The sequence below is a fragment of the Erysipelothrix sp. HDW6A genome (assembly GCF_011400295.1).
Taxonomy (GTDB): domain Bacteria; phylum Bacillota_I; class Bacilli_A; order Erysipelotrichales; family Erysipelotrichaceae; genus Erysipelothrix.
Map to the genome: position 1 here is coordinate 1,473,832 of NZ_CP049859.1, position 13,577 is coordinate 1,487,408.

Annotated in this window: 15 protein-coding genes; 1 reads left to right on the forward strand and 14 read right to left on the reverse strand. The window is 35.4% G+C overall.

Translation table 11 applies throughout. The features are described 5' to 3' along the window. Positions 1-33: 33 nt before the first annotated feature. The 13 genes from holA to cysK all read right to left on the reverse strand — a co-directional run bounded on the left by holA (position 34) and on the right by cysK (position 11,560). On the reverse strand, positions 34-969 hold the full coding sequence (holA, locus tag G7059_RS07550; protein ID WP_166081475.1) for a DNA polymerase III subunit delta: 936 nt from the start codon (positions 967-969) through the stop codon (positions 34-36). After that, positions 966-2,576, reverse strand: a complete 1,611-nt coding sequence (locus G7059_RS07555) for a ComEC/Rec2 family competence protein (protein WP_166081476.1) — start codon at positions 2,574-2,576, stop codon at positions 966-968. Before G7059_RS07555 ends, holA begins: the two co-directional genes overlap by 4 nt. Positions 2,577-2,743: 167 nt before the next feature. Beyond that, positions 2,744-3,217, reverse strand: a complete 474-nt coding sequence (locus tag G7059_RS07560) for a ComEA family DNA-binding protein (RefSeq protein ID WP_166081478.1) — start codon at positions 3,215-3,217, stop codon at positions 2,744-2,746. 54 nt (positions 3,218-3,271) lie between these two features. Then, positions 3,272-3,751 carry a transcription elongation factor GreA gene (gene greA, locus G7059_RS07565; RefSeq protein WP_166081479.1) on the reverse strand — a complete coding sequence of 160 codons (480 nt, stop codon included), beginning with the start codon at positions 3,749-3,751 and terminating at the stop codon, positions 3,272-3,274. A gap of 22 nt (positions 3,752-3,773) precedes the next feature. Then, positions 3,774-4,403 carry a uridine kinase gene (gene udk / locus G7059_RS07570; RefSeq protein WP_166081480.1) on the reverse strand — a complete coding sequence of 210 codons (630 nt, stop codon included), beginning with the start codon at positions 4,401-4,403 and terminating at the stop codon, positions 3,774-3,776. Between the two features lie 9 nt (positions 4,404-4,412). Beyond that, positions 4,413-5,462, reverse strand: a complete 1,050-nt coding sequence (gene mltG, locus G7059_RS07575) for an endolytic transglycosylase MltG (RefSeq protein ID WP_166081481.1) — start codon at positions 5,460-5,462, stop codon at positions 4,413-4,415. Next, entirely contained in the window at positions 5,446-5,775 is a 330-nt protein-coding gene (locus G7059_RS07580; RefSeq protein WP_166081482.1) for a DUF1292 domain-containing protein, read from the reverse strand. The genes mltG and G7059_RS07580 overlap by 17 nt, the downstream gene beginning before the upstream one ends. A gap of 7 nt (positions 5,776-5,782) precedes the next feature. Next, on the reverse strand, positions 5,783-6,214 hold the full coding sequence (ruvX, locus tag G7059_RS07585; RefSeq protein ID WP_166081483.1) for a Holliday junction resolvase RuvX: 432 nt from the start codon (positions 6,212-6,214) through the stop codon (positions 5,783-5,785). Beyond that, a complete protein-coding gene (locus tag G7059_RS07590) occupies positions 6,214-6,474 on the reverse strand; it encodes an IreB family regulatory phosphoprotein (RefSeq protein WP_166081484.1) in 261 nt (86 codons plus the stop codon). Before G7059_RS07590 ends, ruvX begins: the two co-directional genes overlap by 1 nt. Before the next feature lie 45 nt (positions 6,475-6,519). Then, on the reverse strand, positions 6,520-9,138 hold the full coding sequence (gene alaS / locus G7059_RS07595) for an alanine--tRNA ligase (protein WP_166081485.1): 2,619 nt from the start codon (positions 9,136-9,138) through the stop codon (positions 6,520-6,522). Positions 9,139-9,398: 260 nt separating this feature from the next. Then, on the reverse strand, positions 9,399-9,944 hold the full coding sequence (locus G7059_RS07600; protein ID WP_205700195.1) for an NUDIX domain-containing protein: 546 nt from the start codon (positions 9,942-9,944) through the stop codon (positions 9,399-9,401). After that, positions 9,916-10,527, reverse strand: a complete 612-nt coding sequence (locus G7059_RS07605) for a TrkA C-terminal domain-containing protein (protein WP_166081486.1) — start codon at positions 10,525-10,527, stop codon at positions 9,916-9,918. Before G7059_RS07605 ends, G7059_RS07600 begins: the two co-directional genes overlap by 29 nt. Positions 10,528-10,627: 100 nt before the next feature. Next, positions 10,628-11,560 carry a cysteine synthase A gene (gene cysK / locus G7059_RS07610; RefSeq protein WP_205700196.1) on the reverse strand — a complete coding sequence of 311 codons (933 nt, stop codon included), beginning with the start codon at positions 11,558-11,560 and terminating at the stop codon, positions 10,628-10,630. 128 nt (positions 11,561-11,688) lie between these two features. Between cysK and G7059_RS07615 the strand changes: the two genes are divergently transcribed. Next, complete coding sequence (locus tag G7059_RS07615; protein WP_166081487.1) at positions 11,689-12,114, forward strand: Rrf2 family transcriptional regulator; 426 nt, start codon at positions 11,689-11,691, stop codon at positions 12,112-12,114. On the opposite strand, the gene G7059_RS07620 is transcribed toward G7059_RS07615, so the two are convergent. Continuing rightward, the gene (locus tag G7059_RS07620) at positions 12,111-13,439 is read right to left on the reverse strand and encodes a hemolysin family protein (RefSeq protein ID WP_166081488.1); all 1,329 of its coding nucleotides are present in this window, start codon (positions 13,437-13,439) and stop codon (positions 12,111-12,113) included. The two genes, G7059_RS07615 and G7059_RS07620, sit on opposite strands and share 4 nt — an antisense overlap. Positions 13,440-13,577: the final 138 nt, after the last annotated feature.

Here is a 13,577-nt window from a genome sequence, read left to right on the forward strand (position 1 = left end):
AGTTGAAGTCTTCAAATCAAGACCTCAACTTTTTTATTGCGTTACATTAATTAGAAACATTTCAAATGCTATAAAGCGATCTACTAAGCCTGACTTAACTTTCTGGTCGAGTTCTGCAAGTTCATTAAGTAAATCCATTATTTTCTTGGGATTTGCTTGTTGATTTCTTGTAAGATAGTAGGCTTGCTTTTCAGACATCCCAAGTTGTTCTGCTATCATCGCGCTTGAATATTGGGATTCAATCAATGCATTAACTTGATACATTCTTCGAAGACCTGCTGCAACCATCCCTACTAATGCTAATGGATCAATTTTCAAATTGAGAAAATCTTGATACAAAGAGAAGACACGTTCTTTGTCTTTTTTTACTATAGCATCACTCAAGGCAAAGATATTGTCGTCAATATTTTTAGCCACCAAGAGTTCGATATCATTACTTGTAATTTCTCGATCAAGCACTTCAAACTTATCCATTTCATTTCGTATTTTTGATAAATCGTCACCCACTCGATCTAAGAACTCAAAAATTACACTCTGTTTCATTTTAATATTTCTTTTCTTTATTTCACTTCGAACATATTCATTAACAAGATCTGTTGAATTTGTAAGCGCATGGACGCGTGAATTCTTATCAAGATACTTTTTAAGCGCTGACTTCGCTAAGAGTTTCTTCTCTAAGTTAATAATTAAGTGAACAGAATCTGGAACTTTTTGAACTAGTTCGAGAAGTATGTCTTCAGTTTCTTTCTTCATTTCTTTTTCTCGTGTTGTTAATACCACAATCTTACGAGTATCAAATAGAGATATCGTTTGAATTGCTTCAGCAACACTATTAAACGAGAAGCCTCGTTCAATCATATCAAAACGAACAATCTCCTCAGTTGAAAAAGTAGCAACCTCCTCATCAATTAATTGTTTAATTTTTTCTTTTACTAAAAAATCATTATTACTCACGATTAAGTCAATCATTTTATCACCAAATCTATTATATCAAACATCCCTCTCGATGTATTGATGAATTGATAGAATGGGGTCATTATTATTGTGATTGATCCCTCTTGTGACGTTTGAATTGCTGTTGTTCCAGTATTATGAAGCGCCCTTAGCACACTTGCATGAGGATGACCGTAGACACTGGGCTTCGAGCTAATAATTGCATAGCGTGGTTTAATATGTTTCAAAAACTCTAAATCAGTAGATGTCTTTGAACCATGGTGACCACATTTCAAAATACTAACTGATAAGTTATCGTATTTACTAACAATATCAAATTCTTGATGAATTCCAGCATCTCCCATAAAGAGAACACCTGTATAACTTAGTAAAATAAGTGAGTTTTCATTAATATCATCATATTTATTTTCTTCTAATATCTGGATAAAAAAGTCGATTTCCTCGCCTTTCTCAGTAATTTTTTGGCCTCCGAAGTCTCTAACTAAACGATTCATGTTCTCACTATGATCACCATCCTCATGAGTGATTACTATCTGATCAATGCTACGAATCCCTAGTTTATATAAAGTGCTTTTTAAGCTGTAATAAGCATGACTTCTTCCAGTATCAATGACAGTAGTGTAAGAGTTATAGGCTTGTTGAACGATTGAAGCATCCCCTTGCCCAACATCTACAAAGGTATATCTTGCAAACGGAAAATACATCATCCACAAAACTAATAAACACGTAGAAAAATAGAGAATTTTTTTCTTACCCAAGTAAGCTATACAGAAAATTATCAGAAGCATCATAAAATTAGGCATTCCCACTATCAAGAATCTTCTGAGAACATTGTGATTTAGGTGACCATAATATCGCTCAAGAATAAAATAGACTAAATCAAAAGGTTTACTATAAACTGGAGCACCCAGAGCAGTAATAAATAACAAACCATGAAGCGTTTTGGTAACTGGATATAGAGAGTGCTCAAGAAAAGAATATTGATATCGAACTCTCAAACTAACAAGTAATTGAGTGAATATTCGAGGAATGTTTTCAAAGCGATGTGATAAAGAATGAACAAGATATACTCCAAACGATAACCAAAATGATATATATCGTGTTGCATTTGGATAGAGTAACAACAAGATAATTATTTGCATTTCTTTATTTCTGAGATTTTTTAAGTAAAGCCTTACAACATTGAAAGTTAGCCCAAATATTAATGTGAATAAGATGTCAATTACTTTTCTCGTTACTCCTGCATTCTTCCTCCCAATAATAGGAGTTATTAAAGCAACTACAATCCAATGAAAACCCGAAAGTTGTAATGATAACGAATTTGATATAGAACTCTCATCATTATAAACACCATAAAGAGTATTTTTAAAACGCTGATCCACACTTACATACTTCCAAATTTTTGTTTTTAAGCCTGAACCTTCCTCAAGACATTCGATTTCTGCTTTATTCACTTGATACATGAGACGATTTATAGCGATATCACGTTTCTTTATCTCACCTGTTACTTTCACCTTATCACCAAGATTTCCATGATAAAGCTTATTTACAGCAATTCTTTGGGTATCAGTCTCAACAATCATTGAATCTGCTTGTATCTCTACTACCTCTCCAATTATCAAAGATGGTTTAGGATACCAATAAGACATTACAAAAAATATGAGTAACAGAATGATATGGAAAATGATTTTTCTTCTATGGTGAAATCGCAGAGTGAAATATACAAAGACAAAGGAAATCTGCAAATATAAATTTCCATGCGTAATCGAAAGAAGTGTAAGCAGATACATCAAAGACATATAAAGTCTTTGACTCCATCGAATTTTTTATCGCCAAATCCTTTAACATTTTTGAGATCTTCTAAATCTTGAAAGCTACGTATATTTTCACGATAATCGATAATTTGCTGAGCAAGTGATGGACCCACGCCATTCAGTTCCATTAACTCCTCTAGTGTTGCACTATTTATGGATATTAGAGGTGTTTCTTTATACTTACTTATCGTAATAACATCTCTATGAGCTAGTATCTTACTTCGATTCAACTTACTTAAATCCATGGATTCATTGATATCGATACGTTCTAAAAGTTCATCCATCGTCGCATATGGTTCCAAGGTATATATTTGGACCTCATTTTCGTAAATGACACTTACATCAATACTATCTCTTTGAATATCTTGAATACCATGTGTATCTCTAATTCCTAAGTAAGATGTATAGATTACTCCCGCAATACACAATAAAAAAAGAACACGTTGCATTGAATCACCTCATTATAAAGTGTGGTATCAATACATCGTGTCCTTAAAATTATATTATTTTATTGCTAGAATCTTAACTTGGTATGGTTCGTCAACAGCAACTTCAACTACATCTCCAACTTTAGATTCAAGCATTGCTTGAGCTAATGGAGAAACGTTTGATAGTCGACCATTTTCTGGATCAGCTTCTACTGAACCAACAATAGTAAATGTTTCTTCAATTTCCATTTCCATGTCATAGATAGTAACAGTAGCTCCTAAAGCAACTGTTTTATGTTTCTTCTTAGCATTAATATCAATAATCTCAACTTTTGATATTGTTGCTTCAAGCTCACGAATACGAGCCTCTACACGTGCTTGACGATCACGGGCTGCATCATAATCAGCATTCTCTGACAAGTCACCTTGTGCACGAGCTGCTTTTAGATCCTCAATAACGTCAGGACGTTCGACATCAATTAAATGACGTAACTCACGATTAAGTTCATCCAATCCCTCTTGGGTTACTGGAATTCTTTCATTTCTTTCACTCATGTTATCACTCCTCAAAATTGAATTATAGCACACTAGTCTTAATGATACTACTTATTTTTGTTGTTAGTAAATCAATTGCCACCTTATTATGAGCCCCTTCAGGAATAATAATGTCAGCATAACGTTTCGATGGTTCAACAAATTGTTCATGCATTGCACGTACTGTTGTCATATATTGATCAACAACACTTTCCATACTACGACCACGCTTGTTTACATCTCGCTTTAATCGTCTTATGAAACGAACATCTGCAGCTGTATCAACGAACACTTTAATATCAAGCAAGTTTCTTACTTCTTCATTTTCAAGTACCATCAATCCTTCTAAAACAATCACATCACTGCAATCAACTTTTTCAGTAAATTCGCTACGTGTATGATTCATAAAATCATAGACTGGTTTATCAACAGATTGACCTTTTTTTAGTTTTTGCATGTCATTTACGAGTAAATTCATATCAAATGCAAATGGATGGTCATAGTTAGTCTTATAACGAACTTCCATTGGTAAGTTGGATTGATCATTGTAGTAATCATCCATTTTAATAATCACAACACTTTGTGTTTCAACATAGCGTTCTTTAAGTATATTAGCAATACTGGATTTACCTGAAGCACTTCCACCTGCTATTCCGATAATAATTGGTTCCATATAACTCTCCTAATAACCTAGTAATTGTTTACGTACGACTTCATGTTCTGCGTACGTTTTTTGATAATGAACACTTCCATCACCATGGACATCTGCAATAAAGAATAGATAGTCATGATGTCCGTAATTAAGTGTTGCATTAATTGCTTTCACTGATGGATTTAAGATAGGTCCAGGAGTTAAGCCAGGATTTCGATATGTATTGTATGGTGATTCTGGACTTTTTCGTTCACATTCTTCCCATGAATCAAAATCATACAAGGCATAACAAACCGTTACACTTGATTCAAGTCTCATTCCCTGATTCAAGCGATTCATGAATACACCAGCTACTTTTTCCATATCTTCTTGTGTATTTGCTTCATACTCAACAATGGATGCAAGTGTGATTAATTCATACATTGAGAAACTTGAATTGCTTAATGCCTCTTTGTATGTATCGTAATATCGCATTGAATTATTAAGTATTAACTCAGTCACAGTTCTAATATCTGAATCAACTCTAAATGTATAGGTGTCCGGATATAAGAACCCTTCAAGATATACTTTAGCATGCTCGTTATCAAGAATTTCTTTAGGTAAAAATTCATATTTACTCATTAACTCTTGAATATACTCTTTGTTATTCCATAAGTCTAAGAGGTCTTCTTTTTTTACGTCAACATACTTCTCAATTTCTTCAGCCATATCTTTGGCCCAGCTACCTTCGACCAGAGTAACTGTTGCTTCCATCGGTGCAGCGTTATTGGGGTTTGTTATGTAGTTTAAGATTTCTTCCGATGACCATGATTTGTCTAGTTCAAAGTATCCTTCGAAAACAGATCGTTTACCTGATAAACGAGCCTGTAACTTGGTCATCATGCTAGAACGAATGATACCTTCGTTTCCAAGTTTATCGATAACAGAATTGGACGTTTCCCCTGCATCAACCTTAAACACAATTGGCGATGAATCGCTCATAACAGGTTTTAACTGAGACGTATAAATCAGTACAAACGTAAGACTAGCCGCTATAAGAAAACTTACAACGGCTAAACTTATTTTAGTGAATTTCTTCATGTGTGTGATCATGGTCATGATCGTGGTCGTGGTCATGGTCATGGTCGTGGTCATGATTGTGTTCGCTACCTTCATGTTGAATTACGAAAGCGTTGAAGACTTCTTCAATCATTGCCCATTCTTTTTCATCCGTAATTGACTCAAGTTCTCCTTCTGGAGTATAACTTGAAACAAAAACTTCTCCTGTTTCATCTGCAGGGTCTACATAGAGAACATATGATTTTTTAAACTCATCATCTTCGAAAGTGAAGAGAATGTCCATTTCTTGTTCTTTGCCATCTGCATCGATGACTACAATTGTTTTTTCATCCATAGTAATATTACCTTTCTAAAAAGCGTTGGCGATCTAAATAGGACTGCAGAATATTTACCGCTGCCAATTGATCAACAACTTTTTTTCGTTTCTTTCTTGAAACATCTGCATCAATGAGAACACGGTTCGCAGCAGCACTTGTAAGACGTTCGTCCATGAGTGACACTTCTATACCAAACCATGCTTCAAGTTCCGTTTTAAAAGATTCCGAAAGTTGTGCTCGTTCTCCAACATCGTTATTCATCATCTTAGGATAACCCAAAACTAGATGTTTGACACGTTCTTTCGTAATCAATTCTTGAAGTGGAGCTTTAAGCTCATCTCTTGATTCCTTGTAGTACAGTGTTTCAACAGGATGTGCATACATTCCTAATGCATCTGATATTGCCACACCACATGTTTTTGATCCCAGATCAAGTCCAATAGTCTTTCCTATCATTATTTATGACTAAGATAGAAACGAACCAATTCTTCGATAATTTCGTAACGTTCTACTTCTTGAATCGTGTTACGAGCATTACGATTAGAAGAAATGTAAGCTGGATCATTTGAAACCAAATAACCTGATATCTGACTAACAGGTTGGTATCCACGTTCTTCGAGTGCAACTTCAACTTCATGAAGGATTTCTTTAATGCGCTCATGACGAACAGACTCTGCACTATATGCTACAGTTTCAGTCAAATTCTTTTTACTCATTCTATCACATCCTTTATTCTTATTTTACAGTAACGGCAATCAAAATTAAAGCTCTAGACCAAGTTTATCGTATATTTCTTGCTTTGCTTCTGGTAATTTTGTGATATCTTTACCACCTGCCTGTGCAAAGTTTGGTCTTCCACCACCATTACCGCCTGTTATTTGTGCAACTTGTTTTACAAAGTCACCTGCTTTTAGACCTAATTTAATAGCTTTCTCGCTTGCTCCAGCTACAAAATTTACAGAATCTTCTTTAATATTTGCAACGATAACTAAGTCAACATTCTCACGAAGTCTTTCGACTAAGTCTTTTAGTACTTCTTGTTGTTCGTTGTGTTTTTCTATCCAAATAAACTTCAAGTCATCTTTCATTACTAATGCTTGTGTTTGATATTCTTTAACACTTACTGTCAACATATCTTGAATCATACCATCATACTCTTTTTGAAGGGTATCAATATGACTTTGCATTTCGTGAATCTTACTTTCAAGTGTTTTTTGAGGCGTAAGTTTTAAACTCTCACGAAGCCCCGATACTTCCTTCTTATAGGTCAATAGGTATTCATAAGCACCAATGCTTGTCTTACCAACAATACGTCGTACACCTGATCCAACACTCTCTTCAGACACAAGTGTAATTAAACCAATCTCACCTGTGCTCTGTGCGTGAGTTCCACCACATAGTTCTTTCGATACATCGCCCATTGATACAACACGGACAGTATCACCGTAGTTTTCTGAGAATAATGCCATAGCACCTGTTGCCTTAGCATCTTCTAGGCTCATTACATCTGTATAAATAGGAAGTGATGCTGCTACCCATTTGTTAAGTTGTTGTTCAATTTCTTTGAGTTGTTCTGTATTAACACGTTCAAAGTGACTGAAATCAAAACGGAAGTATTCATCATCGACATAAGATCCCGCTTGTTGGACGTGATCCCCAACTACATTTTGAAGTGATGCTTGGAGTAAGTGTACAGCAGAGTGATTCTTACGAATTAGTACACGACGTTCACGATCTACATTAAGCACTACACGATCTGAAATTTTTAATTCTTGATCAAGTGTAACAGTATGAAGATGTTGTCCTGCATTTGCTTTACGAACAGAAGTTACTGGGTATTCTTTACCATTAAATTCAAGAACTCCAGTATCTGATACTTGTCCACCACTTTCAGCATAGAATGGAGTGATATCAACAACCACTTCACCCTTACCTTCTAAGACTTCAACAGCATGACCATCTTTAAACAAGCCAACGACTTTTCCTTCGCTTGTTAATGTGTCATAAAGAAACTCACTCTTTTCTTTGAAATTAAGAATGTCTTCTTGTTGAGAACTCATTGACTCAACTTTATGACGGCTTGAACGCGCACGTTCTTTCTGTTCATTAAGTGCAACTTGGAATGCTTCTAAATCAACAGTCACTTGATGTTCTTCTGCTATTTCCTGTGTTAATTCGATTGGGAACCCATAAGTATCGTACAGCTTAAAGGCTACTTCACCAGCCAATACTTTACTGTCTGTTGATTCAATTGTATCGAGCAGTAGTTTTTCTCCACCTGATAAAGTTTTTGCAAAGCGTTTTTCTTCATGAAGCACGAGTTCTCGAATCATATCTGCACGTTCTTTTAAGTATGGATATGGATCTTCCATAAGAACTACAACATCATCCACTAAGTTATAAAGAAATGCATCTTGAATACCAAGAACTTTTCCATAACGAACAGCACGACGTAAGAGACGACGCAATACATATCCACGCCCTTCATTAGAGAACACTGCTCCATCAGCTAATGTGAACACTAAAGAACGGATATGATCAACAATAACGCGATATGCCATCGTGTTGTCTTCATATTTAATATCAGTAAGCTTTGATACTGATTGAATGAGCGGCATGAATAAGTCTGTTTCAAAATTAGACTCTGTTTCTTGAATAATACTTACAAGGCGTTCAAACCCCATTCCTGTATCAATGTTCTTCTGTGGAAGTTCTTTAAACGTTTCTATTGCTTGTCCTTCGACAGCATCGTATTGTGAGAATACAATATTCCAAACTTCTACATAACGATCATTCTCTAAGTCTTCAAAGAATAAGCGTTCGCCAATGCCGTTTGGATCATATTTTTCACCACGATCGTAGAAGATTTCACTATTTGGTCCACTTGGTCCATTACCAATCATCCAATAGTTATCATCCGTTCTCAAAATACGTTTTGGATCTATGTTGTGATTGTTGACCCATGTATCGTAAGCAACATCATCGTTAGTATGAACACTAAAGTATGCTTTGTTTATATCTAAGCCTAACCATTCTTCAGAGAATAGAAACTCATATGCAAAAGCAATTGCTTCTACTTTAAAGTAGTCACCAATTGAGAAGTTTCCCATCATTTCAAAGAAAGTATGATGACGACTTGTACGACCGACATTATCGATATCATTGGTTCTTAATGATTTTTGAATGTTGACGATTCTCGGATTCTTTGGTTTTACTGTTCCGTCAAAATAACGTTTTAATGCTGCCACACCTGAATTAATCCAAAGTAAGGTATCATCATTAATTGGCACGAGCGGTGCCCCTGGTTCAATCATATGTCCTTTACTTTCAAAGAACTCTAAAAACATATGACGAATTTGATTGCTTGTTAATTTCTTCATTGGTTTCTCCTTTAACATAAAAAAAACATCCCCAACAGGAACGTTTTCACGCGGTACCATCCTGATTTATACAAATCGTATACACCTCTAGTTTTTAACGCAAACGTACGGGGCATGTGCCCATCTAGTCAAGTAGCATCTTTATAATATTCTTAGTGCGTTTCACCTGACCGCACCTCTCTTGAAAGAAAGTTTATAAAGATATGGCTTGCTTAAGATTTTCTACTCGTATTTTACCATATTCGTAAATTGGTTTCTAGTCATACGGTTAGTTTTATTCCTAGATACTTGCTTAATCGACGTTTTTGAGCAGGGATACACCATTTAGAATCGAGGAAGCTAAGAAATTCTTCTCGATTTAACCAACAAAAGTCACTTGTTTCTCCTTGTTGTAAAAGCACCGAAGATTTCAAACACTTAGTAATACATACAAATGATTTATAAATTGTATTGTGCGTTATCTCTGTATTTATCTCTTCCCATGAATAAGCATGCAAACCTGTTTCTTCAAGCAACTCACGTTGAGCTGCTTCCAGTGCATCTTCACCCTTTAAGGCACTTCCACCAGCAGAAGCTTCATAGAGACCTGGATAAGATTGTTTCTGTAGATCTCTCTTCATGATTAGAAACGACCCATCTTCATGGGAAACCAATACTTCTGAAACCAAGTGATACATATCCCTAGGAATTGGTTCATCTCGAATTAAATCAAATCCAATTTTATTCTCATTGCAATCATATGCATCCCAATACTCAATGTCTTTCGACACAAGCTGTCTACTCACCTTCAATAACTTCTTCTGCATGTTCAACATCTTGTACATGACCAATAACACTGAGCATATCTCCTTCTTGGAAAACTACATCAGGTCCTGGAGATAAGAATGTCTCATTACCTCGGCGGATTGCAGTAATTGTCATATTAGTAGTTTGATAGAATGATGAGGTACGTACAGTTTTTCCTAGGAGCTCTGATTCATGCCCAATCACAAAATCATATTTCTTCTGCGGATCAGAGAAACTAAAACGGCTGGATAAATCTATAATTTTGTCAATTGTGTTTTCAATTTCATCATCAATACGGGAACGTTTAACCATCAATTCCGATAGTTTGCGTCGAAGCTGACTAACATCATTAACACTTGATGTGGATTCTAAGTAAAGACGTGCTTTTTCTTTCGAATCTATAATAACACCATAATTAGTAGCAACAGTAACTACGCCTTCTTCTTCTAAAAGTTTCACTGCACGACGTATAGTTTCTGGCGACACTCCATACTCACTTGATAAAACTGAACGCCCTGAAAGACGTTGTCCTTTCGTAAAATCATTACGAGCAACGCGGCTGGCAATATCAATAGCAATTTGTTGATAACGCGGTTGTTTCATAGATATAATCTCCTTAGTACTAATACTACCAAACTTTTCTAAAGAACTAAAGAATAAATATAGCTTTGTATAAACAAAAAAAGAAAGTCCGAAGACTTTCTTAATTGTTTTCTGCAAACATTGCAGTTGATAAATAACGATCCCCTGAGTCAGGTAAAATAACTACAATTAGTTTACCTTTGTTTTCAGGACGTTTCGCAACCTCTAGAGCAGCACTAACCGCAGCACCTGAGGAGATACCTGCAAAGATTCCTTCTTCTTGAGCAAGTCTCTTACCCGTTGTAAGAGCATCTGCATTCGATACTTTGATAACTTCATCATACACTTCTGTGTCTAAGATCCCTGGCACAAATCCAGCTCCAATTCCTTGAATGGCATGAGGCCCAGGTTCACCACCACTTAATACTGGTGAAGCTTCTGGTTCGACACCGATTACTTGAATCTTATTGTTTTGAGCCTTTAAATATTGACCGGCACCAGTGATAGTTCCACCTGTTCCAATTCCCGAAACAAATATATCAACTTTACCATCAGTATCCTCGAAAATTTCTGGACCAGTTGTTTCAAAGTGTTTTCTTGAGTTTGCTTGATTGTCAAATTGTGAAGGAATAAAACTATTTGGGATTTCTTTTGAAAGTTCTTCCGCTTTAGCGATTGCCCCTTTCATTCCTTTTGACCCATCAGTCAACACCACTTCTGCACCGTAAGCTTTTAATAAATTACGACGTTCAACACTCATTGTTTCTGGCATTGTTAAAATAACTCTTAAGCCTAATGAGGCACCAATAGCAGATAAACCAATTCCTGTATTTCCACTTGTTGGTTCAATAATCACAGTTTCCTTATTAACAATACCTGCTTTCATTGCTGTTTCAAGCATTCCCAATGCAGCACGGTCTTTAACACTTCCACTTGGATTAAAGCTTTCAACTTTAACAACTACATCAGCTACCACATTCTCATCTACTATGTTTTGTAATGATACTAATGGTGTATGTCCAATCAATTCACGAATATTCTTATATATTTTCATAATAACCACCTAACTAACTATGTGTAAAATGAGTATAGCATACATCAATTATCTCTGTAAACAGTAATGATTTCTCTTGACATCACGTTTTATTATATTATAACATAGTGTTTAAGGATGTGATAAACATGAAACTCTCTTCAAGAACTCGCTACGGTATCGCTAGTCTTGTCTATATCGTAAGCAAAGGTAACCAACAAACTTCACTAAACACTTTATCAAAAGAACTAGATATCTCTAAAATATACTTAGAACAAATATATTCTGATTTAAAGAAATCGCAAATCGTTGAATCTATAAAAGGACCTACTGGCGGTTACTATGTAAAAGACTCCAATGTGACCTTACTTGAAATCTTTGAAACACTAGAACCCCAATTATTTGAAATAACAGAGGATGCGTGCAGCAGCGAAACTCTAAACAATGCACTCTACAATCATATTTATGTTTTACTTGATGACTCAATAAAAGCGAAGCTACAATCGCTTCGCTTATTCGAAATCGCTGAGTCAATTCAAGTTGAAACAAGCGAATCCCTTATGTACTATATTTAATTTTCTTCAAGCAAGTCTTCATCGTCTTGCTTTTCTTTTGTAATCCTAACTTTTGAGATTACTTTTTCATCCACATCAACAATTGAGAATCGATAACCTTTATAAACCACATCAGAAGTATCAAATTTGATATCATCTTCGTTTGGAATACGATCTAAGAAGCTAATCAAGAAACCACTTAAGGTATCATAATCATCAATCGGTAATTCTATATCTAGGACATCGTCAAGTTCATCAAGGTCCACAAGTCCATCAACCAGATATTCTCCAGGATGCACTTCAACAATTTCATGACCTTCTTCATCATCGTATTCGTCCATGATATTACCCATAACTTCTTCAATTAAGTCTTCCATGGTCACAAGACCTGCTGTTCCACCATATTCGTCAATTACTATAGCGATATGTGTTTTAGCATTCTGAAGCTCTCTAAATAAAGTATCGGTCTTCTTTGAATCAGGAACAAATAATGGTTCCCACATAATTTCATGAATATCAAAATCTTTACCATTGCTTGATTTTACATAACGTAATAAATCTCGTAAATGCAAGATCCCAATAATATCATCAATACTATCATCATAGACTGGATATCGCGTGAAGCGTTCTTCATCAACGATATTCATAATATCCTCAAATGTACTGTTTATATCAACACCTATAATATCAGTTCTATGAGTCATGATATCTTCTGCAGTGTGGTTATCAAACTCAAAGATATTTCGAATCATTTCTTTTTCTTCAATGTTGATTTCCCCTGCTTCGACCATGATACGAATTTCTTCTTCTGTAACTTCATCTTCAACACTATTTGGATCAATACCAACAAGGCGTAAAACAATATTTGTTGAGAATGATAAGAATTTTACAATCGGTTTAGTAATTTTCGATAAGAACGATATTGGGTAACATACAAAGAACGCAAACTTCTCTGAGTTTGACATTGCAATTCGTTTCGGTACCAACTCACCAAATACAAGCATGAGATATGAAGTAATTAAGGTAACCACAATCATTGCAATAGGTCTAACGAGTGTGGCACTTAAATTAAATTGAGCCACAGACCAATTCGTAATAACTTCCGCAAAGGCATCTGAAGCAAAAGCACCCGATAGAATACTTGCTAAAGAAACACCAATTTGGATTGTTGATAAGAACTGGTTAGGGTTTTCCTTAAGCGATAGTACTACTCCCGCTTTACGGTTACCCTCTTCTTTCATGTTTTTAAGCTTGTTATTATTTAATGAGACGAAAGCAAGTTCACTACCTGCAAAGAACGCATTTAACGCAACAAGGAAAATTAATACAGCTATTTGGCCATACATAATTCTGCACCTCCTGCAATATTAAAAACGATCTGATTGAACCAACCACATCTCAGTTTACTTATAGTTTTTCTCAATAGTATACAATTCGGACAACTGTCCTGGTCACTGTTTTCCACAAACATCCTCCATTTTTAT

Coding starts and splice junctions, on each gene's coding strand:
- holA (WP_166081475.1), bottom strand. CDS start 969: ATGATTGACTTAATCGTGAGTAATAATGATTTTTTAGTAAAAGAAAAA.
- G7059_RS07560 (WP_166081478.1), bottom strand. CDS start 3,217: ATGCAACGTGTTCTTTTTTTATTGTGTATTGCGGGAGTAATCTATACA.
- greA (WP_166081479.1), bottom strand. CDS start 3,751: ATGAGTGAAAGAAATGAAAGAATTCCAGTAACCCAAGAGGGATTGGAT.
- udk (WP_166081480.1), bottom strand. CDS start 4,403: ATGGAACCAATTATTATCGGAATAGCAGGTGGAAGTGCTTCAGGTAAA.
- mltG (WP_166081481.1), bottom strand. CDS start 5,462: ATGAAGAAATTCACTAAAATAAGTTTAGCCGTTGTAAGTTTTCTTATA.
- G7059_RS07580 (WP_166081482.1), bottom strand. CDS start 5,775: ATGGATGAAAAAACAATTGTAGTCATCGATGCAGATGGCAAAGAACAA.
- ruvX (WP_166081483.1), bottom strand. CDS start 6,214: ATGATAGGAAAGACTATTGGACTTGATCTGGGATCAAAAACATGTGGT.
- G7059_RS07590 (WP_166081484.1), bottom strand. CDS start 6,474: ATGAGTAAAAAGAATTTGACTGAAACTGTAGCATATAGTGCAGAGTCT.
- alaS (WP_166081485.1), bottom strand. CDS start 9,138: ATGAAGAAATTAACAAGCAATCAAATTCGTCATATGTTTTTAGAGTTC.
- G7059_RS07600 (WP_205700195.1), bottom strand. CDS start 9,944: ATGCAGAAGAAGTTATTGAAGGTGAGTAGACAGCTTGTGTCGAAAGAC.
- G7059_RS07605 (WP_166081486.1), bottom strand. CDS start 10,527: ATGAAACAACCGCGTTATCAACAAATTGCTATTGATATTGCCAGCCGC.
- cysK (WP_205700196.1), bottom strand. CDS start 11,560: ATGAAAATATATAAGAATATTCGTGAATTGATTGGACATACACCATTA.
- G7059_RS07615 (WP_166081487.1), top strand. CDS start 11,689: ATGAAACTCTCTTCAAGAACTCGCTACGGTATCGCTAGTCTTGTCTAT.
- G7059_RS07620 (WP_166081488.1), bottom strand. CDS start 13,439: ATGTATGGCCAAATAGCTGTATTAATTTTCCTTGTTGCGTTAAATGCG.